This window comes from Actinoplanes palleronii, assembly GCF_016862315.1.
Taxonomy (GTDB): Bacteria; Actinomycetota; Actinomycetes; order Mycobacteriales; family Micromonosporaceae; genus Actinoplanes; species Actinoplanes palleronii.
Genome location: NZ_BOMS01000130.1, coordinates 1 through 20,106 on the forward strand (window position 1 = coordinate 1; position 20,106 = coordinate 20,106).

Here is a 20,106-nt window from a genome sequence, read left to right on the forward strand (position 1 = left end):
GACGATCCGCACCCCGGCGAACGCACGACCTCAAGCCCTTGAACTTGATCTTCCAGCTCCCCCCGCGGAAGCTCCTCCCGCGGAAGCTCCCCCCGCGGAAGCTCCCCCCGCGGAAGCTCCCCCCGCGGAAGCTCCCCCCGGCAGCCGCGCCAGCACCTCCTCCAGCGCCACCCCCGCAGCCCTGTCCAGCAGCACATCCGCGTGCGCATAACGATCCCGCGCGGTGAACCCGTTCGGGATCGCCACGCACCGCAGTCCCGCGGCCTGCGCCGCCACCACCCCGTGCGGGCTGTCCTCGAACGCCACCGCCTCCTCCGGCGGCACCCCGAGCCGGGACAGCGCCAGCCGGTACACCGCCGGGTCCGGTTTGTGCCGGTCGACCTCGTCGCCGCAGGCCAGGACGTCGAAGCGGGCGAGGTCGCCGGTCCGGGCCAGGTTCGGGCGCACCCAGGTGGCCGGTGAGCTGCTGGCGACCGCGAGCCGCAGCCCGCGCCGCTGCGCGGCGGCGAGCCAGGGACCGATGCCGTCGATCAGACCGAGGGTGGTGTGGATCTTTTCCCGGTACGCCATCCGCCGCGAGTGACTGGCCGGACGGTCGAACCCGGACCCCACCGCGCGGGCCAGCGCCGTGTACCGCGACTCGCTCACGTCACCGCCGTGCTCGGCGAAGAAGCCGGACGTGTCCAGTTCCAGCCCGTGCTGACGCCACTCCCACTGCCAGCTGTCCAGCAGCGTGGCCTCGGTGTCCATCAGCAGCCCGTCGAAGTCGAAGATCAACGCCTGGATCGCCATGGCCCGATCATCCCGGACCGGGCGCGGTGCACCGGGTCAGCGGGGTGGGTCGAGGCGCCGGGGGACACAGTGCGCCGCGCTGATCGTGTGGCACCAGACGGTCACCGCGTCCTGGTCCGGGAAGTCACCGAGCGCGACGGTCAGCCAGCTGCCCGGCTCGCTCACCGGATGGTTCAGGTCGGTGCTCCGGAGCAGCACCACCTGGTGGTCGTCGCTGGCCAGGTCGCGGCGCAGGCGCTGGTGCTCGGCGAGGACCGCGGCCGGGTCGGTGCGGCCGGCCGGGGGCGCCGCGAGTTCGGCGGCGTACTGGCCGAGCAGGTCGAGGGCGGCCAGGTCGTCGCGGTGGGTGAATTCCAGCTCGGCCTGCGGGCCGGTGCCGAGCGGCCAGGACTCCGGGCTCGGGCCGAACCCGACGGTCGGCTGGGCGGCCGGCAGCAGCGGGACGAGTGTGGTGGGCGGGGCGGCCCGGTCGAACCGGGCCAGGATCGCAGCCGTCAGTGCGGCCGCGCCGAAGACGGTGATCGCGGCGACGGTCACCGCCCGGGAGCGGGGCCGGGCGGGCGGGGCGGTTTTCCGGTACGCGTCCACTGGCCCTCCGGCTCGTTCAGCACGCGGGTCTCCTCGACGCTAACCGGCCAGCGAGTCGATTACCAGGGCATACGTCGTTTTCAGTCGTCCGGGTGGGCCGCGGCGGGGATCCGCTCCCGAACTGCGACCCGGGTCTCGGCCTTCACGGCTCAACCCCGGGCCCGGAGTGCCGACCTTGGGGACCATGAGCGTGGGCAGCGGATTGCACACAGCCGGACCTCTGATGGAGGCCCCCGGCGACACAGGCGTGACGCCGGACCGGCAGGTCCTGCTGCTGGCCGAACTGGTCGGCTTCATGACCAAGGACACCCCTTCGGTCCAGCACGTCCTCGACCTGATGACACCGCACCTGCGGGAACTCGCCGGGCTGACCGCGGCGACCGTCTTCGAGCTGGACTCGGAGACCGGTCTGATGACCGGCACCGCCCAGTTCGGCGAGCCGGGGCGCCGGGACCAGATGGTCGCCGGCAAGGTGTTCCGGGCCGCGGCCGGTGGTCCGCCGGTGATCAGCGGTCAGCAGATGGCGATCCGGCTGCGGATCGGCGGCCAGACCGTCGGTGTGCTGCTGCTCACCGGCGACACCCTGGCCGAGCTGCGCCAGGACACCATCTCGACGGTGGCGCTGCACTTCGCCACCACCCTGCAGGGCCTGACCGCGGAGAAGGCCCGGCAGTTCGTGGCGCACACCAGCTCCACCATCCAGGAGCTGTTCGAGAAGGGGATGACCGCGGGCAGCGTGGAGGAGGCGGCCGAGCTGCTGACCCACTCGTGCGCCACGGCGTTCCGCACCGAGCACGCCAGCCTGCACCTGATCGACAACGACGGGCGGATCCGGTACGTCTACGGCGTCGGCTGCCCGGACGAGCGCCTCGACCAGCTGCGCACCAACCTGGTCGGCAAGCCCGCGATCGAGTCACCGGTCTGGCGCAGCATCGTGGAGTCCGGCGAACCCTCGCTGATCAACAACGCGTCCACCACCAAGACCCGGCTCGGCGGGATGGCGCAGACGCTGGGGCTGGGCTCGTTCATCGCGATGCCGCTGATGTCCGGTTTCGGGCCGGTCGGCATGGTGATGTGCGGCGACTCCTCGGGCACCCGCGAGTGGACCGCCCGGGACCGCATCCTGGCGCAGCAGCTCGCCGCCGAGGGCGCGCTGATCATGGACAGCGCCCGGATGCGCCAGGCCAACCAGATGCACATGCAGGAGCTCACCCGGCAGGCGTTCCACGACTCGCTGACCGGGCTGCCGAACCGTAAGCACCTGCTGGACCGGGGCGAGCAGGCGATCGAGATAGCGATGGGCACCGGCACCCGGATGGCGCTACTGATGCTCGACCTGAACGGCTTCAAGCAGGTCAACGACACCATCGGGCACCACGCCGGCGACGTGCTGCTGCAGCTGGTCGGGATGCGGCTGGACGCGCTGGTCCGCTGGCCGGACATGGCCGCCCGGCTCGGTGGCGACGAGTTCTCGATGCTGCTCACCGGCAATCCGGACGACCGGTCCGCGGTCGAGGTCGGCGAGCTGATCTGCGAGCGGCTGCGTGAGCCGTTCGAGATCGACGGCCGCGAGGTCAAGATCGGCGCCAGCATCGGCGTCGCCCTGTTCCCGCGGCACGCCGTCGAGTTCGGCACCCTGTTGAAGGACGCCGACGCCTCGATGTACCTGGCCAAGCGCTCCGGCGGCGGCGTGCACCTGGCCAAGTAGAACGCCAGGTAAAACGCCGAAAAGGACGCCAAGGAGAACGCCGAGGAGAGAGCTCAGACGAACGCCCCGTGGCCGGTGATCGCCCGGCCCACGATCAGCGTGTTGATCTCACGGGTGCCCTCGTACGAGTAGAGCGCCTCCGCATCCGCCACGAACCGCCCGATGTTGTAGTCCAGTACGATGCCGTTGCCCGCGAGCAGCTCACGGGCCCAGCCCACCACCTCGCGCATCCGGGTGGTGCAGTACGCCTTGGCCAGTGCCGAATGCTCGTCCCGGTACTGGCCGGCGTCCTGCAGCTGGGCCAGCCGCACGCACATCCCGAGCGCGCCGGTCACATTGCCCACCATCCGCACCAGCAGGTCCTGGACCAGCTGGAACTTCGCGATCGGGCGGCCGAACTGCTCGCGCTCGCCGGCGTACGCCAGGGCGATCTCGTAGGCCGCCAGCATCACGCCGACCGCCTGCCAGGCCACCCCGCTGCGGGTCTCCCGCAGGATCTTGGCGGTGTCCTTGAACGAGTTCGCGTTCTGCAGCCGGTCGGTCTCCGGCACCCGGACGTCCACCAGCTCGATGTCGGCGTTCTGCACGATCCGCAGCGCGATCTTGTTCTCGATCTTGGTGGCGGTCAGGCCGGGCGCGTCGCCGGGCACCACGAAGCCCTTGACCTGGTCGTCCGCGACGTCGCGGGCCCAGACCACGATCAGGTCGGCGAACGTGGCGTTGCCGATCCAGCGCTTCTGCCCGTCGAGCACCCAGGTGTCGCCGTCGCGGCGGGCCGTGGTGCGCAGACCGGCCGCCACGTCCGACCCGCCGGTCGGCTCGGTCAGCGCGAACGCGCCGATCTGGTCGAACGCGGTCATCCCGGGCAGCCAGCGTTCGCGCTGCTCCGGCGAGCCGCAGGTCTGGATGCTGCCCATCGCGAGGCCGGCGTGCACGCCGTAGAACGTGGCCATGGACGCGTCCGCGTGCGCCATCTCCAGCGCCAGCCAGCCGTTGAGCAACGAGGAGCGTTCGTGGCCGGCCAGGCCGAGCCCGGCGAACTGTTTGATCAGGTGACTCGGGAACTCGGCCCGGGCCCAGTGGTCGTTGGCGATCGGGACCACTTCGGCGGTCAGGAAGTCGCGGACCCGGTGCACGGTCGCGGCCTCGTCCTCGGACAGCAGTCCCTGAAAGGCGTAAAGATCTCCGGCGAGCATATTCGCTTACATGCCCAGCGGGGCCGCGCCCTAGACTTCGGCGCATGCTCACCATGCAGGAGGCTCTGACCCGGTTGACGGCGTACTGGACCGAACAGGGATGCCTGATCGTCCAGCCGATGAACACCGAGGTCGGCGCCGGCACCTTGAACCCGGCCACATTCTTGCGGGTACTCGGTCCCGAGCCGTGGCGGGTCGTCTACGTCGAGCCATCGGTGCGGCCCGACGACTCCCGGTACGGCGAGAACCCGAACCGGCTGCAGACACACACCCAGATGCAGGTGATCCTGAAGCCCGACCCGGGCAACCCGCAGGAGCTCTACCTCGGCAGTCTGGCCGCCCTCGGCATCGACGTCGCCGCGCACGACGTGCGCTTCGTCGAGGACAACTGGGCCTCCCCCGCACTCGGCGCCTGGGGCCTGGGCTGGGAAGTCTGGCTCGACGGGCTCGAGATCACCCAGTTCACCTACTTCCAGCAGGCCGGTGGCCTGAACCTCGACCCGCCCTCGGTGGAGATCACCTACGGGATCGAGCGGATCATCATGGCGCTGCAGGACAAGCAGCACTTCAAGGAGATCGAGTACGCGCCGGGCGTCAGCTACGGCGAGGTCTTCGGCCAGGCCGAGTACGAGATGTCCCGCTACTACCTCGACGACGCCGACATCGACGCGAACCGCCGGCTGCTGGAGCTCTACGCCGGCGAGGCACAGCGGATGATCGACGCCGGGCTGCCGGTCCCCGCGCACAGCTACGTGCTCAAGTGCTCGCAGGCGTTCAACGTGCTCGACTCGCGCGGCGCGGTCTCCACCGCCGAGCGGGCCTCCGAGTTCGCCCGGATGCGCCGGCTCGCCGGGGAGGTCGCCAAGCTCTGGGTGGCCCGCCGCGCCGAGCTGGAGCACCCGCTCGGCCTGGTCGCCGACCTCGAACCGGCCCGTCCGGCGGGCGCCGCGCAGACCGGTGACCGGCCGCGCACCCTGCTCTTCGAGATCGGTGCCGAGGAGCTGCCGCCGGCCGAGCTGCGCAACGCCCGCGCGCAGCTGCAGCGCCTGCTGACCGAGGGGCTCGCCGCCACCCGGCTGGAGCACGGCGAGATCCGGGTGTTCGGCACCCCGCGGCGGCTGATCGCGGTGGTCCAGGCCGTGGCCGCGCGGGAGGAGGATTTCGTCCGCACGGTGCGCGGGCCCAAGACGTCGGCACCGGCGAAGGCCATCGAGGGCTTCGCGCGGGGTCACGGGGTCACCCCCGAGGAGCTGGCGACCGAGGAGTTCAACGGCGTACCCCATCTGGTCCTGCGCAAGCAGGAATCCGGTGGCGCGGCACCGCAGGTCCTGACCGCGGTCCTGGCGAAGGTCGTCGGCGGGCTGCGCTCGGCCAAGAACATGCGGTGGAACGACCCGAAGCTGGCGTTCAGCCGGCCGCTGCGCTGGCTGACCGCGCTCTGGGGTGACGACGTGGTGCCGGTCACCGTGTCCACCCTGGCGGCCGGTCGCCAGACCCGGTTGCTGCGCACCGCGGCCACGCCGATCGTCGAGATCGCCTCGGCCGAGACGTTCGTGGAGACGCTCGGCGTCAACGGCATCGTCGCCGACCACGACGACCGGCGCGAGCTGATCGTGGTGGGCGCGCAGGACCTGGTCTACCCGGACGGGCGGATCGACGTGGCCGGCGAGTCCGCGCTGATCGACCAGATCACCGACCTGGTGGAGCAGCCGCTGCCGCTGCTCGGCACGTTCGACGAGGGCTACCTGACCCTGCCGGACGCGGTGCTCACCACGGTGATGCGCAAGCACCAGCGCTACCTGCCGGTCCGCGACGAGGACGGCAAGCTGCTGCCGATGTTCGTCACGGTGGCGAACGGCCCGGTCGACGTGGAGCTGGTCCGCACCGGCAACGAGGCGGTGCTGCGCGCCCGGTACGAGGACGCCCGGTTCTTCTACCGCGCCGACCTGGACACCGCGCCGGCCGACATGCGGGCCAAGCTGACCCGGCTCACGTTCACTGACAAGCTCGGCTCGATGGCCGACCGCGCCGACCGGATCGGCACGCTCGCCGGCCAGCTCGGCGAGCGGCTCGGCCTCGGCTCACCGGCCCTGACCCGGGCCGCCGAGCTGGTCAAGTTCGACCTGGGCTCGCAGCTGGTCACCGAGATGACCAGCCTGGCCGGGGTGATGGCGCGGGACTACGCGCTGCGCGCCGGTGAGTCCCGGGCGGTCGCCGAGGCGGTGTTCGAGGCCGAGCTGCCGCGCAACACCGGCGACGCGCTGCCCCGGACCATCCCGGGCGCCCTGCTCTCCCTCGCCGACCGCCTCGACCTGGTCACCGGCCTGGCCGCCACGGTCGGGCTGCCGACCGGGTCCAGCGACCCGTTCGCGGTGCGCCGGGCGGTGCTCGGCCTGCTCGCGGTGCACCGGTCCACGCCGGAGTTCGCGTCGCTGTCGCTGGTGGAGGCGCTGTCGGTGGCCGCCGCCGCGCAGCCGGTGCCGGTCTCCGCCGAGGTGCTCGCCGCGACCGGTGACTTCCTGGCCAAGCGTCTCGAGCAGATGCTGACCGAGGAGGGCCAGCCGGTCGACCGGGTGCGGGCCGTGCTGCCGCACTTCGCCCGGCCGTCGGTGGCCGACACGCTGCTCGCCCAGCTCGCGACGGCCGTCGGCGACGCGGACTTCGCCTCGGTCACCGCCGCGATCCAGCGGGCGCGGCGGATCGTTCCGGAGGGGACCCCCGCGACGTACGACGTGGGCGCCCTGAAGGAGCCCGCCGAGCTGGCCCTGCACGACGCGGTCACCACGGTCCGCGCCGCGCTCGACCCGGCCCTGATCGACCTGCCCCGGTTCGTCACGGCCACCGGCCCGCTGGTCGGCCCGGTCAACACGTTCTTCGACGACGTGCTGGTGATGGCGGACGACCCGGCGATCCGGGCCGCCCGCCTGGGCCTGCTCGCCACGGTCCGCGACCTGGGCGACGGCCTGCTGGACTGGCCGGCGCTGCGCCTCTGAGTCCCACCCGCCGCCGCCCGGGCCGTCAGGCCGGGCGGCGGACCGGGCGGGCCCGGCGGACCGGGCGGCCTCGGATGATCCACTCCGCGACCAGAATGTTGATCACCCAGCCGGCGGCCATCAGGAACGCGCGGGCGCCGACGCCGGGCGTCCCGATCGCGAGGGTCCACGGCAGGTGGGTGAAGACCTGGGTGCCGGCGCCCTGGCCGAGGGCGTAGGCCCGGATCATCCAGGCCCGGTGACCGGCGATGTCACGCCGGCGGATCAGCAGCACGGCCAGGACCAGCGCCACGATCATGACGGTGCCGACGATCAGGCGGGTCACCTCCACCACGGCGCCGTCGATCGGCGGGAGGTCGTAGGCGACCGCCATCCACATCCCGCTGACCGCCACGACCAGCCCGGCCGCGACCAGGATCCGGCCGGCGACCCGGTGCCAGGCCGGCCGCCGGCGCCGGAACGCCGGAGCGAACTGGAACGCGCCCAGCACGCAGTAGAGGACCGCGGCGACGATGTGCGCCACGACCGGCGCCGGCATCGCGAAGAAGCGGGCGTTCTCCGCGGTGACCGGGACACCGGTGGCCAGCTCGCCGAGCCGGTGCGCGCCCGCCAGCGACGGCACCAGGCTCAGCGCGATCAGGGCCGCCGGGATCCGCCAGCCGCCGCGCCGCCGGCGCGCACCGCGCTCACCGGCCGGTTCCGGCCGGGTGCCGCTGTCGGACCGTGCCGGTTCCAGCGCCGCATTCGTCATGCGTCGATCGTGGCCGTCCGGGGTGGGCCGGGGCATCGGCCCGCGGACCGGGCCCGGCTCCTGCCGGGGAACGGGGAAGAACCGTACTTCCGGCCGTTACCGGCGACCGGTCTCGTATGCCCAGATGGCCATCTCGACCCGGTTCCGCGCCCCGAGCTTGGCCATCAGACTGGCCACGTGGGTCTTCACGGTGCTGAGGCTGATGAACAGCGCGCCGGCGATCTCGAGGTTCGTCCGACCGGCGGCGACGGCCAGCAGCACCTCCTCCTCCCGGCCGGTCAGCGGTTCGACCGGCTGCCGCAGCGGGCCGCCGGCGCCGCTGCGGGCGAACGCCGTCAGCAACCGTCCGGTCACCGCGGGCGCGATGATCGCGTCGCCGGCCGCCGCCGCCCGGACCGCCTGGGCCAGCAGCTCCGCACCGGCCTCCTTGAGCAGGAACCCGCGGGCGCCGGCCCGCAACGCCCCGTAGACGTGCTCGTCCAGGTCGAACGTGGTGATCACGACGACCGCGAGGGGGTCGGCGACGCCGGGACCGGCCAGTTCCCGGGTCGCGGCGATCCCGTCCATCCCGGGCATCCGGATGTCGAACAGGCACACGTCCGGGCGCAGCCGGCGGGCCAACTCGACGGCCTGGTGCCCGTTCGCCGCCTCGCCGACCACCTGGATGCCCGGCTGCACGTTGAGGATCATGGTCAGTCCGGTACGGACGATCTCCTGATCGTCGGCGACCAGCACCCGCAGGGTCACGACGGCAACACCGCCTCCACATGCCAGCCACGCTCCGGGCCGGGTCCGGCCACGCACGTGCCGCCGAGCAGTTCGGCGCGCTCCCGCATGCCGCTCACCCCGTACCCCTCGATCGTGGCACGCGGAACCGGAGCCGCGCCGTCGTCCTCGACCCGCAGGCGCACGCGTGATTCCTCCGCGGTGACCCGGACCCGGATGTGTGTCGCGCCCCGGGCGTGCCGCCGCGCGTTGGTGACCGCCTCCTGGACGATCCGGTAGACCGCCGCGCCGATCGCCGGCGCCACCGCACCGAGACCGGCACCGACCTCGATCTCCACCGGCGGGCCCGCGCCCGCGGCCAGACCGCTCAGGTCGGCGAGGCGCGGCGTGTCCGGCTCGTCGGTGCGCAGCGCGCGGAGCACCGTGCGCATCTCGGCCAGCGCCTGTCTCGCCTCGTTCTCGATCAGGCGCAGCGCGTCGGTGGCCGCGTCCGGACGGGTGCCCGCGGTGGCCAGCCCGGCCTGGGCGCGGATCGCCATCGCGGACACGTGATGCGCCACCGTGTCGTGCAGGTCACGGGCGAGGCGCTCGCGTTCGGTGGCCCGGACCTGGTCCAGTTCACGGGCCCGGGCACCGGACCGGTACCGGACCGCCGCACCCAGCGCGAAGACCGCGATCGTGATCGCCGTCCCGCCCGCGGTGTCACCGGCGGGCTCCTGGCTCAGCGCGAGCGCCGCCGCCTGCTTGACCATGACCACCAGGAGCCCCAGCGCGGCCTCCCGGCCGGAACCCCAGCGGAACAGCGCGTAGAGCACCACCAGCAGGTAGACCAGTGCGCCCTCCTCCGCCTTGACCCCGCCGGTGAGGGCCGGGGCGATCAGCGTCGCGCCGAACGCGACGGTGACCGCGAGCAGCGGCCGGCTGCGCCGGATCAGCAGGACCGGAGCGAGGCCGGCGGCCAGCAGCACCGCGACCACCCCGCCCGGCTGGCCGGGACGCAGCGCGCCCTCCAGCAGCGCCGCGGCGGCGCAGACCGCGGTCAGCAGCCAGTCGCGCCAGGACAGCGGCGGGGCGCCCGGCGGCCGCGGTTCCGCCAGCAGGGATCGGAGCGGGGCGGCCATGCGCCGATGGTACGGCCGGCCGGGCTTCCGGCGCCTGGACGACCATTGGCCGGCCGTTTGCGGACACGCCACGAAACCGTCGCTTCGGCGACGATTCGATCGCGTCGACTGCCCTTCGGACATCACGGCGACCAGCGCCGGATGCCGATTCCGTGGAGGAAACCGTGGCAGATCGCCGTCAGATGCTGCGCTTCGGTGCGATGGCCGCCGCCGCCCCGGCGCTGGGTGGGGCCATCTCGGCTCCGGCGTTCGCGCACGACAAGCCGAGCCGGCACCCGTCGACGCTGGTCGTCGGGCACCGGGGAGCTTCCGGCTACCGGCCCGAGCACACCCTGGCCTCCTACGAGCTGGCCGCCCGGATGGGCGCCGACTACATGGAGCCGGACCTGGTCAGCACGAAGGACGGCGTCCTGGTCTGCCGGCACGAGCCGGAGATCGGCGGCACCACCAACGTCGCCTCGAAGCCGGAGTTCGCCGCCCGCAAGCGCACCGTCGTCCTGGACGGGGTGAGCGTCACCGGCTGGTGGACGCAGGACTTCACCCTCGCCGAGCTGAAGACGCTGCGCGCCACCGAGCGGATCCCGGCGATCCGCCAGCACAACACGCTCTACGACGGCCTGTTCCCGGTGCCGACCTTCCAGGAGGTCCTGGACCTGCGCAAGCGCCTCTCCCACGAGCTGGACCGGGAGATCGGCGTCTTCCCGGAGACCAAGCACCCCACGTTCTTCCGCGGCATCGGCCTCGAGCTGGAGACCCCGCTGGTCCGGATCCTGCGCCGCAACGGCCTGGACCGCCGGGGCGCGAAGGTCTTCGTCCAGTCGTTCGAGGCGGTCAACCTGCGCACCCTCGCCGACCACCACCGGGTCGAGGTGCCGCTGGTGTTCCTCAGCAGCGCGGACGGCAACCCGTTCAACGACCCGCGCAGCTACGCCGACTACCTCACGCCGGTCGGCCTCAAGGAGCTGTCCGAATACGTCGACGGCCTCGGCCCGGACAAGAGCCAGATCATCCCGCGCAACGCGGACGGCACCCTGGCCACCCCGACCGCTCTGGTCAAGGACGCGCACCGGGCCGGCCTCAAGGTCATCCCGTACACGTTCCGCGCCGAGAACAGCTTCCTGCCGGCCGAGCTCAAGGTCGGCGCGGACGTCACCGCCTACGGCCGCGCCATCGACGAGCAGGTCACCTTCCTGCGTACCGGCATCGACGGACTCTTCACCGACCAGGCCGACGTCGGCGTCCTGGCCCGCAGTCTGGTCTAGACCGCTTTCCACCCCATTCGGTACGAGTACGGAGCGCCCGTCCGCAGGCTACGAGCCACGCTCACTGATGGTCTCGCGCCGGGCCGCGGGACTCCGGGCCCGGCCGCGCCGCACGGTCCCGGCTGTCCCTCAGGGGTGCCTCCGGCACCCCGAGGGACCCCTGACAACCAGCCGCCGGTCCCGGCACGCGGCAGGCTTCCGGTCCCGGCTGGTGCTGGCGGCTGCCTCCGAGGACCGGAGACAGCCGTGGGCACCAGCCGGGGGTGGAAACAGAGCAGCACCAGCCGTGGGTGGGCTGGTGCTGCGGGGACCGAAGCGGGCGGGTGGGGCTACTTCGGGACGATGGTGGGGTAGATGTTCTCGAAGCTGAGCTTGTTGCCGAAGCCGGACGCGACGATGAAGGTCAGGCCGAGCAGCACGCCGATCACGACCACGGCGAACAGCAGATAGCCGACGGCCGTGCCGAGCGGGCGCTTGGCGCCCGGGGTGACGCCGGTGGCGTCGACCGAGGCCTCGCCGGCACCCCAGGCCAGCGAGCGGATCCCGAGGGCGAACAGCACCGGCAGGCCGGCGCCGAGGACCAGACCGGCGAGGAGCACTCGCCACGCGCCGTCCAGCGCGAATCCCAGGTTGTGCATGTCGCCTCCGCTCAGTTCGCCGCGACGACGCGGACGGCTTCCTTGACGGCCGGGTCGGCCGGCGTCGTGGCCGGCGGGGAGTCCCAGTCGTCGTTGACGTTGTCGTGGTCGATCTGCTCGCCGCGCGACCGCAGCCACATCGCCACCGACGCCGCGACCAGCAGCAGGAACACCACGATCGCGCCGGCCAGGCCGCCGATCGAGTGCCCGATCCACCACATCACGGCCCCGATCAGGCCGGCCGCGGGCAGGGTGATCAGCCAGGCGGCGACCATCCGGCCGGCGACGCCCCAGCGGACCCGGGCGCCGGGGCGGCCGAGGCCGGAACCGAGCACCGAACCGGTGGCGACGTGCGTGGTGGAGAGCGCGAAGCCGAGCTGGCTGGACGCCAGGATCACGGCGGCGGCGCCGGACTGCGCGGCGGTGCCCTGCGGCGGGCTGATGTCGGTGAGGCCCTTGCCGAGGGTGCGGATGATCCGCCAGCCGCCCAGGTAGGTGCCGGCCGCGATGGCGACCGCGCAGGACACCTTCACCCAGAGCGGGATGTTCTTGGTGTCGCTCCAGTCACCGCTGGCGATCAGGGCGAGCGTGATCACGCCCATCGTCTTCTGCGCGTCGTTGGTGCCGTGCGCGAGCGAGACGAGCGAGGCCGAACCGATCTGGCCCCATTTGAAGCCCTTGTCGGTGTAGCGCGCCGAGATCCCCTTCGTGATCTTGAAGATCAGCCAGGTGCCGAACGACGCCACCAGCGCGGCGATCACCGGCGAGAGGACGGCGGGCAGCAACACCTTGCCGACCACGCCGTCGAGCTTCGAGCCGTCGCCGTTCCAGTTGACGCCGGCCCAGCCGAGCCCGGCGACGGTCGCGCCGATCAGCCCGCCGAACAGCGCGTGCGAGGAACTGGAGGGGAGGCCGACCAACCAGGTCAGCAGGTTCCAGACGATACCGCCCACCAGACCGGCCAGCACGATCAGCAGCAACCCGGATCCCCGGTCGGCGAGCAACTCGGCCTTGGGGGCACCGGTCTTGTCCTGGATCTTGACCACCGCGTTCGTGACGGTGAGCGCGACCTCCACGGACAGGAAGGCGCCGATCAGGTTCAGCACACCGGAGAGGGCTACGGCGGTCTTGGGCCGCAGGGCTTTGGTCGCGATGGAGGTGGCCATCGCGTTCGCCGTGTCGTGGAACCCGTTGGTGAAGTCGAAGGCGAGAGCCGTCATGACCACCAGCGCGAGGATCACGGATGTTTCAGTCACGCCGTGATCGTTACCGAGTTACCGGCCGGCTGCCAGAGGCCGAACGGGACATGTACAAGATTCCGCTCTCGTTAACCTGATGTTTCCCTAAATTTGCCTCCAGGTGGCTGGAAGCGCACGGACAGTGTCTGTCAACAAAGGATTGGTGAACATTTCCCAGCTAATACCCCTCGGCCGTTCGGTCAGTCGCGGCGCAACCGGCGGGCGATCGCGGCCGCCGCCGTGGTGGCGAACAGCAGTCCGGCCCCGATCAGGACGTACGCGAACCAGGCCGTCCAGCCCCGCGGCAGATACGCCGACTGCTGCCCCAGGTCGATCACCGGGAGTAACAGGTCGGCGGCGTACGCGAGCGCGTGGAACTCGGGTGCTTTCGGCGCTTCGGCGGCCCGGGGCGGGACCAGGCCGAACACCACCCACCCGAGCGCGAGCAGCCCGAGCAGCCAGCCGGCGGCACGCGCGGGCCGGTAGCCGTAACCCACGGTGACATCCTGCAGCCCACCCCAGAACCGCCCGGCCAGGGTCTGCGCGGGCCGGCGGCGGCGCTCCCCGGCCAGCAGCACCTCCCGGACGTCGTCGTCCCGCCCGGCGGCGCGGTACAGCTCGGCGAGCCGCGCGGCGAACCGCATGATCAGTTCAGCGGCGGCGGTGTTGCGCAGGTCCACCGACCGGGTGCCGGGATCGGTCAGGGTCATCTGGCTGAGCGAGAGCACGCTGCCGATCACCGCGTTGCTCAACCGGACCTACCCGGCGGCCAGGACCCCGCCGGAGAGGTCGAGGACCGCACCGACCCGCAAGCCCGGCGCGTATACCGCCCATTTGCCGGGATTGTCGAGCACGGCACCGGTGAGCCGGATCGAACCGCCGATCTCGGCGCCGTCCATGCGCAGCTCGCCGTGGCTCGCGAAGCCGTCGCGGGCGAGCAGGCTGTGAGCCACCGCGCTCGGCCTCGGTCAGATCCGCCTCATCCATGCCGGACAAGGTATCGACCCGTGTCAGCCGCGGAGAGACCGCGAGCCGGCCGGGCCATGCGGCCCGGCCGGCTCATTCCCGGAAAGATCAGCTGGTCGGGGTCAGGACCACGGTCGCGGTCCCGGTCTGCGGCGGGTTGCCGGTGTCGGTGTAGGACGCCACGAACACCGCGGTCAGGTTCCCGGCGCCGGCGTGCCCGGCGTCCACGAACGTGGTGATCGACCCGGTGCAGCCCGACGACGTGGACAGCGGATGCCCGTGCTGGTCATGGCCGAGGATGTACGTCACCGTCACGTTCGCGCAGTTCACCGGCGCGTCGTCGGCGACCGTCACCTCGTAGTCCACGGTCTGCCCGAACGCGAACGGCTGCCCCGCGACCGGGCTCACGAACGTCACCTGCGGCGCGAGCGTCCCGACCGGCAGGATCACCTCGGCCGAGGCCGACCGCCCGGTGCTGTCGGTGACCTTGAGGACCGGCCGGTAGTTCCCGTTCACGGTGTACGTGTACGTCGGGTTCGCCGCCGTCGAGTCCACCGTCCCGTCCGCGTCGAAGTCCCACGCGTAGGTCAGCGCGTCCCCGTCCGGATCGACCGTCCCGGCGCTGGAGAACTGCACGGTGAGCGGCGCCTGCCCGCCACCGGGATTGGCGCTGGCCCGCGGGATCGGCGTCCGGTTGCCCCGCACGTAATCGATCCGGGCCAGCTGGGCGTCCGGGTTCTCGCTGAAGTACCCGTCGCCGTACTCGAGCACGTAGAGCGCCCCGTCCGGCCCGAACTCCAGGTCCATCGGGTTGTCGAAGACGATCTCCGGCAGCACCGGGTCGATCTGGGTGACCTGGTGGCGCCGGTCCAGGTGGAACGCCTTCACGTAGTCGCGGGTCCACTCGGCGAACAGCGGCAGCCCGTCGAACGACGACGGCCACTTCACCGGCGACCGCAGGCGCTCCGAGTACCGGTAAGCCGGCCCGCCCATCGGCCCGATGCCGCCGGTGCCCAGCTCGGGCCACGCGGCGCTGGCGCCGTACGAATAGATGACCTCGGCCTTCTCGACCGGCGGCAGCACCCGGAGCCCGGTGTTGTGCGGCGACTCGTTGACCGGTTTCGCACAGTTGAACGGCGCCCCGGACACCCCGGTCGCGAAGTCGTAGTCCACGTACGGCTGGTCCGGCGCCACGCAGTACGGCCAGCCGTAGTTCGCCGGCTTGTCGATCGCCATCCAGCGCCCCTGCCCGGCCGGGCCGCGCAGCGGGTCGGCGACCTGCGCGTCCGGCGAGTAGTCGGCCAGGTAGACCACATCGGTGACCGGGTCGAGGGTGAACCGGAACGGGTTCCGCAGCCCCATCGCGTAGATCTCCGGCCGTGTCCTCGGGGTGCCCGGGCGGAACAGGTTGCCGCGCGGGACGGTGTACCCGCCGTTGCGCCCCACCGTGATCCGCAGCAGTTTGCCGCGCAGGTCGTCGGTGTTCGCCGCGGAGCGCTGGGCGTCGAAGACCGGGTTGCGGTTCGCCCGCTCGTCGATCGGCGCGTAGCCGCTGGAGAAGAACGGGTTGGTGTCGTCGCCGGTGGACAGGTACAGGTTCCCGGACCGGTCGAAGTCGATCTTGCCGCCGACGTGGCAGCACATCCCCCGGTCGGTGCCCACCTCGATGATCTTCTGCTCGGTGTCCAGCCGCAGCGTGTTCCCGGCCAGCTTGAACCGGGACAGCCGCATCACGCCCTTGAACGGCGCGAAGTCGGCGGCGGTGCCCTCGGCGGGCGCGTCGCCCTCGTTGACCGCCGGCGTGGCCGGGTCGTCGACCGGCGTGTTCAGCACCGGCGAGTAGTAGAGGTAGACCCACTTGTTGCGGGCGAAGTCCGGGTCGATCGCGACCCCCTGCACGCCCTCCTCGTCGTGCAGGTAGACCGGGATCTTCGCGGCCAGGACGTTGCGGCCGGTGGACGGCTCGTGGATGCGCACCTCGCCGCTGCGGGCGGTGTGCAGCACCCGGCGGTCCGGCAGCACAGCGAGCGCGATCGGCTCGCCCGGGAAGTCGTCGAGGGTGACCTTCTGGAAGTCCGAGGACGGCGGCAACTCGTGACCGGGATGGGCCACGGCCACGGCCGGCGCGGCCAGGACGGCGACTCCGACAGCGCTGAGCAGAGCGAGACGGGAGAACATCAGAATCTCAACCCTGACAGGTACGCATACCCGCGCCGTGCGGTGACCAGGGCATCGGCGGGTGTCCGGGGCGGTGTGCCGGCGTCGTCGCGCTCGACGATGTACTCGATCAGCCCGGCCTCCCGGGACCGCTGGAAGATCCGGCCGAAGTCGATCAGGCCGTCACCCGGGTCGGCGAAGCTGCCCGCCACGTTCAGGTCCTTGACGTGCACCTGCTTGATCCGGCCGCGGTGCTCGGCGATCAGGTCGACCGGGTCGTGCGCGCCGCGGAACGCCCAGAACAGGTCCACCTCGAGGTGCACCAGGCGCGGATCGGTCTCGCCGGTCAGGATGTCGAACCCGGTCCGGCTGGTGCCGTCCTGGCGGAGGAACTCGGCCTGGTGGTTGTGGTAGCCGAAGTCCAGTCCGGCCCGGCGGGCCAGCTCACCGGCCTTGTTGAGGTCGCGGGCGAAGGCCCGGTAGACCGCGGCGTCCCGGATCGGCCCGGACGCGCCCTGCCCGAAGAACGGGTGGACGATGAACCTGTTGCCGACCACCGCGGCGTCGTCGAGCGCGCGCTGCCAGGTGGCGGCGTCGAACGGCTGCGGGATGCCGACGTGCCCGGAGGTGGCGCGCAGCCCGGCGGCGTCCAGGGCGGCGCGGAACTGCGCCGCGGTGCGCCCGACGAAACCGGCGTGCTCCACCCGGGTGTAGCCGATCGCGGCGAGCTCGGCGAGGCTCGCCTCCAGGTTGACGGCGAGCTGGTCGCGCAGCGTGTAGAGCTGCACGCTGATCTGGTCCTTCGGCACCCGGTGCGGGGCGCCCGACCCGCCCGCGGCGGCGGCTCCGGGAATCCCGGCGGTGGCGGCGGCGCCCGCGGCTGCGGCGGCGCCGAGAAGATGACGGCGGCTGAGTGACGGCGACATTGCGGTCCCCCTCTATCGATAAATCGATATGCCTGAGGGACGTTACCGAGAGGTTTCGTCTGAAGAGAAGGGAAGTTTCTTCAGAACAAGCGAAAGTTCACGAGCCATCGACAAAACCCCACGCCCAGCGAAAGCCGGGCGCGGGGTTCGGCGGACGACCGCTCAGGCGATCCGGGACTCCGCGTCGGCGGTGGCGATCGCGTCGGTGAGGATCGCCAGGCCCTCGCGGGCCTCGTCCTCGGTCAGCGTCAGCGGCGGTCCGATCCGGATCACGTTGCCGTACAGGCCGCCCTTGCCGACCAGCAGGCCGCCGGCCCGGCACAGATCGAAGACCCGCAGCGTCGCGACCGGGTCCGGCTCCCCGGTGCCGGGCCGCATGAACTCCAGACCGATCATCAACCCACGGCCGCGGACTTCACCCACGATGTCGTACGAGAGTGAGCGCAGCCCCTCCAGCAGCACCGATCCGACCCGCTTGGCGTTGCCCTGCAGGTCGTGCGAGAGCACGTAGTCGAGCACCGCGTTGCCGGCCGCCGCGCTGACCGGGTTCCCGCCGAAGGTGGAGAAGCTGATCGCCGGCACCGCGTTCATCACCTCGGCCCGCCCGACCACCCCGCCGAGCGCGAACCCGTTCCCGATCCCCTTGGCGAAGGTGATCAGATCCGGGGTGACGCCGTGCGCCTGGTAGCCCCAGAAGTGGTCGCCGGTGCGGCCCCAGCCGGTCTGCACCTCGTCGGCGATCAGCAGGATGCCGTGCTCGGCGAGCACCTTCCGGTACGCCCCGAGCAGCCCGTCCGGCCCGGCCACGAACCCGCCGACACCCTGGATCGGCTCGGCGATCAGCCCGGCCACGTCGCCGGCGCTGACCGTGGCGAGCACCTCGCGCAGGTCGTCCACCGCCGCGTCGATGAGATCGCTGTCGGACAGCCCGGCCATCCGCCCGCGGAGCCGGTCGGCCGACGCGAGCCAGTGCACGGTGAGCGGGCTGAGCGAGCTGGACGACCAGCTGCGATGCCCGGTGACCGCCATCGTGGCGAAGGTCCGGCCGTGGTAGCCGTTCTTGATCGCCAGGATCTGGTTGGAGCGGCGCAGGTTCGTGGCGAACAGCAGCGCCGACTCGTTCGCCTCGGTGCCGGAGTTGGTGAAGAACACCCGGGCGTCCGGGATGCCGGAGACCCGGGCGATCTTCTCGGCCAGCTCGACCTGCTGCCGGATCAGGTAGAGCGTCGAGGTGTGCGCCACGCCCGTACCGACCTGGGCGCGGACCGCGTCGCTGATCTCGGCGATGTCGTAGCCGACCATCGTGGTCAGCACACCGCCGAAGAAGTCGAGGTAGGAGCGCCCGGCCGCGTCGGTGACCCGGCGGCCGGAGCCGGCCACGATCTCCAGCGCGTCGTCGCCGTAGTAGACGGGCATCCAGGTGGGCATCACGGCGCGATGCCGGTCCAGCAGGGACATGTCAGGCTCCTGATCGTGAGTTCGACGAGAACGGGGGATCACCGCCAGCCGTGCGGGTGCCCACGGCCGCGGGGGCCGCTGCCGCGGCCGGTCTGGAAGGCGGCCGCGGCGAGCGCCGTGGCCAGGTCGGTCTGCCCGCCGGACACCAGGCCGGCGGTCAGGCGCAGGTGGTCGCTGCCGAGCGGGGTGACGCAGAACGGCGCGCCGGGCGCCGCGGCGATGCCGTGCGCGGCCAGGGTGACCATCGCGTTCTGCTGATCCGGAACGGACATCCAGAGGTTGATGCCGTCGGCCGCGGTGGCCGTCACGCCGTGCCCGCCGAGCGCCGCGAGCAGGGCGGCCCGCCGCTCGGCGTAGATCCCGCGGGCCTCGGCGACCCGCGCGATGGTCCTGGTGTCGGTGAGCAGGTCCAGCAGCACACCCTGCAGCAGCCGGCTGGACCAGCCCGGCCCGAGCAGCCGCCGGTCGATCACCTGCTCGACCACGGCGGCCGGTCCGCCGATCGCGGCCAGCCGCAGGTCCGGGCCGTGGCTCTTGGAGAAGCTGGCCACGTGCACGGTCCGGCCGGGCAGGTGGGTGCCGAGGCTGACCGGTGGCGCGATGGCGATGTCCCCGGCGTGGTCGTCCTCCACCACCAGCAGGCCGGGCGCGTCCCGGAGCAGGCCGGCCAGCGCGGCGGCACGCCCGGCGGTCATGCTCACCCCGGTCGGGTTCTGCGCCCGGGGCTGCAGGAACAGCGCCACCGGCCGGCGCTCGCCGAGCACCTGGCGCAGCACCTCCGGGTCGAGGCCGTGCTCGTCGAGCGGCACCCCGATCACGGTGGCGCCGAGCGCCTGGAGCAGGTCGAGCAGCGGCGGGAAGGCCGGGTTCTCGACCAGCACGTGATCGCCGTAGCGCAGCACCGCCGAGGCGATCCGGTCCAGGGCGTCCATCGCGCCGTCGACCACGGTGAGCCGCTCGGGCGGGAACGGCCAGCGCTCGCGCAGCACCGCTTCGAGCTCCGGGAGCACCGGCTCGTCGAGGTAGCTGCCGGCCCAGCGGCCGTCCCCGATCCGGCGCAGCGCGCCGCTCAGGTCGGGCAGCAGCCCCGGGTCCGGCACGCCGGTGGAGAGGTCGGTCGCCAGGGTCACCGGCGGCCGGCTGAGCCGGGAGAACCGGGGCTTGGCCAGGCCGGAGACGAACGTCCCGGACCGGCCCCGGGTCTCGATCGCGCCGGCCAGGGTGAGGTTGCGCCAGGCCTCGCTGACCGTGGTGGGGCTGACGCCGAGCTCGCCGGCGACGGCGCGCACGGTGGGCAGCCGCTCCCCCGCCGGCAACCGGCCGGCGGTGATCAATCGGCTCACGGCCGCGGCAATTCCCCGGGCGCTGCGGTCCTCGACCGCCCCGGTGATCAGGGGAAGCAAATTACCTCTCCGAAACAATCGGTTACATACCAGCAATTGTTCGCTTGAATGTGTGTCGTTAAGGTCCTACGGCATCGGACGGCGACAAGCAAGACCTGGCGCTGGTGGTATGACAGGGAGTAGACACACGATCACAGGCGCTTTTGCGGCGCACTGCGCGTGCGGGAGATCAACAGAAAGGGG

General features: G+C 72.1%; 17 protein-coding genes. 3 read left to right on the forward strand and 14 right to left on the reverse strand.

Translation table 11 applies throughout. The features are described from left to right. Positions 1-30: 30 nt before the first annotated feature. Complete coding sequence (locus Apa02nite_RS38275; protein ID WP_203829404.1) at positions 31-792, reverse strand: HAD family hydrolase; 762 nt, start codon at positions 790-792, stop codon at positions 31-33. Between the two features lie 36 nt (positions 793-828). Next, positions 829-1,380, reverse strand: coding sequence for a hypothetical protein (locus Apa02nite_RS38280; RefSeq protein WP_203829405.1), 552 nt, complete (start codon positions 1,378-1,380; stop codon positions 829-831). Positions 1,381-1,627: 247 nt separating this feature from the next. Here Apa02nite_RS38280 and Apa02nite_RS38285 point away from each other — a divergent pair, with 247 nt between their 5' ends. Then, positions 1,628-3,088: a sensor domain-containing diguanylate cyclase gene (locus Apa02nite_RS38285; RefSeq protein WP_239164831.1), complete on the forward strand. Its 1,461-nt coding sequence runs from the start codon at positions 1,628-1,630 to the stop codon at positions 3,086-3,088. Positions 3,089-3,141: 53 nt separating this feature from the next. On the opposite strand, the gene Apa02nite_RS38290 is transcribed toward Apa02nite_RS38285, so the two are convergent. Then, complete coding sequence (locus tag Apa02nite_RS38290; protein WP_203829406.1) at positions 3,142-4,284, reverse strand: acyl-CoA dehydrogenase family protein; 1,143 nt, start codon at positions 4,282-4,284, stop codon at positions 3,142-3,144. A gap of 44 nt (positions 4,285-4,328) precedes the next feature. Between Apa02nite_RS38290 and Apa02nite_RS38295 the strand changes: the two genes are divergently transcribed. After that, positions 4,329-7,277 (forward strand): glycine--tRNA ligase, encoded by a 2,949-nt coding sequence (locus tag Apa02nite_RS38295; RefSeq protein WP_203829407.1) that lies wholly within the window; start codon positions 4,329-4,331, stop codon positions 7,275-7,277. A gap of 25 nt (positions 7,278-7,302) precedes the next feature. Here the strand turns inward: Apa02nite_RS38295 and Apa02nite_RS38300 are convergent, their stop codons facing one another. The 3 genes from Apa02nite_RS38300 to Apa02nite_RS38310 form a co-directional block, all read right to left on the reverse strand. After that, complete coding sequence (locus Apa02nite_RS38300; protein WP_203829408.1) at positions 7,303-8,028, reverse strand: DUF2306 domain-containing protein; 726 nt, start codon at positions 8,026-8,028, stop codon at positions 7,303-7,305. Positions 8,029-8,124: 96 nt separating this feature from the next. After that, positions 8,125-8,775: a response regulator transcription factor gene (locus Apa02nite_RS38305; protein ID WP_203829409.1), complete on the reverse strand. Its 651-nt coding sequence runs from the start codon at positions 8,773-8,775 to the stop codon at positions 8,125-8,127. After that, a complete protein-coding gene (locus Apa02nite_RS38310; RefSeq protein ID WP_203829410.1) occupies positions 8,772-9,875 on the reverse strand; it encodes a sensor histidine kinase in 1,104 nt (367 codons plus the stop codon). Before Apa02nite_RS38310 ends, Apa02nite_RS38305 begins: the two co-directional genes overlap by 4 nt. Positions 9,876-10,039: 164 nt before the next feature. Here Apa02nite_RS38310 and Apa02nite_RS38315 point away from each other — a divergent pair, with 164 nt between their 5' ends. Beyond that, the gene (locus tag Apa02nite_RS38315) at positions 10,040-11,137 is read left to right on the forward strand and encodes a glycerophosphodiester phosphodiesterase (RefSeq protein ID WP_239164832.1); all 1,098 of its coding nucleotides are present in this window, start codon (positions 10,040-10,042) and stop codon (positions 11,135-11,137) included. Positions 11,138-11,466: 329 nt separating this feature from the next. On the opposite strand, the gene Apa02nite_RS38320 is transcribed toward Apa02nite_RS38315, so the two are convergent. From Apa02nite_RS38320 to Apa02nite_RS38355, 8 genes are all read right to left on the reverse strand, one after another. After that, positions 11,467-11,775, reverse strand: coding sequence for a hypothetical protein (locus Apa02nite_RS38320; RefSeq protein WP_067696338.1), 309 nt, complete (start codon positions 11,773-11,775; stop codon positions 11,467-11,469). A gap of 11 nt (positions 11,776-11,786) precedes the next feature. Further along, positions 11,787-13,031 (reverse strand): inorganic phosphate transporter, encoded by a 1,245-nt coding sequence (locus Apa02nite_RS38325; protein WP_203829411.1) that lies wholly within the window; start codon positions 13,029-13,031, stop codon positions 11,787-11,789. Positions 13,032-13,213: 182 nt separating this feature from the next. Beyond that, on the reverse strand, positions 13,214-13,765 hold the full coding sequence (locus Apa02nite_RS38330; RefSeq protein WP_203829412.1) for a hypothetical protein: 552 nt from the start codon (positions 13,763-13,765) through the stop codon (positions 13,214-13,216). Positions 13,766-13,771: 6 nt separating this feature from the next. Continuing rightward, entirely contained in the window at positions 13,772-13,966 is a 195-nt protein-coding gene (locus Apa02nite_RS38335) for a hypothetical protein (protein WP_203829413.1), read from the reverse strand. Between the two features lie 121 nt (positions 13,967-14,087). Continuing rightward, entirely contained in the window at positions 14,088-16,157 is a 2,070-nt protein-coding gene (locus Apa02nite_RS38340; RefSeq protein WP_203829414.1) for a PQQ-dependent sugar dehydrogenase, read from the reverse strand. Beyond that, complete coding sequence (locus Apa02nite_RS38345) at positions 16,157-17,062, reverse strand: sugar phosphate isomerase/epimerase family protein (protein ID WP_203829415.1); 906 nt, start codon at positions 17,060-17,062, stop codon at positions 16,157-16,159. The genes Apa02nite_RS38340 and Apa02nite_RS38345 overlap by 1 nt, the downstream gene beginning before the upstream one ends. A 162-nt stretch (positions 17,063-17,224) precedes the next feature. Continuing rightward, the gene (locus tag Apa02nite_RS38350) at positions 17,225-18,520 is read right to left on the reverse strand and encodes an aspartate aminotransferase family protein (RefSeq protein ID WP_203829416.1); all 1,296 of its coding nucleotides are present in this window, start codon (positions 18,518-18,520) and stop codon (positions 17,225-17,227) included. Between the two features lie 38 nt (positions 18,521-18,558). Further along, a complete protein-coding gene (locus Apa02nite_RS38355) occupies positions 18,559-19,923 on the reverse strand; it encodes an aminotransferase-like domain-containing protein (protein WP_203829417.1) in 1,365 nt (454 codons plus the stop codon). Positions 19,924-20,106 lie beyond the last annotated feature (183 nt).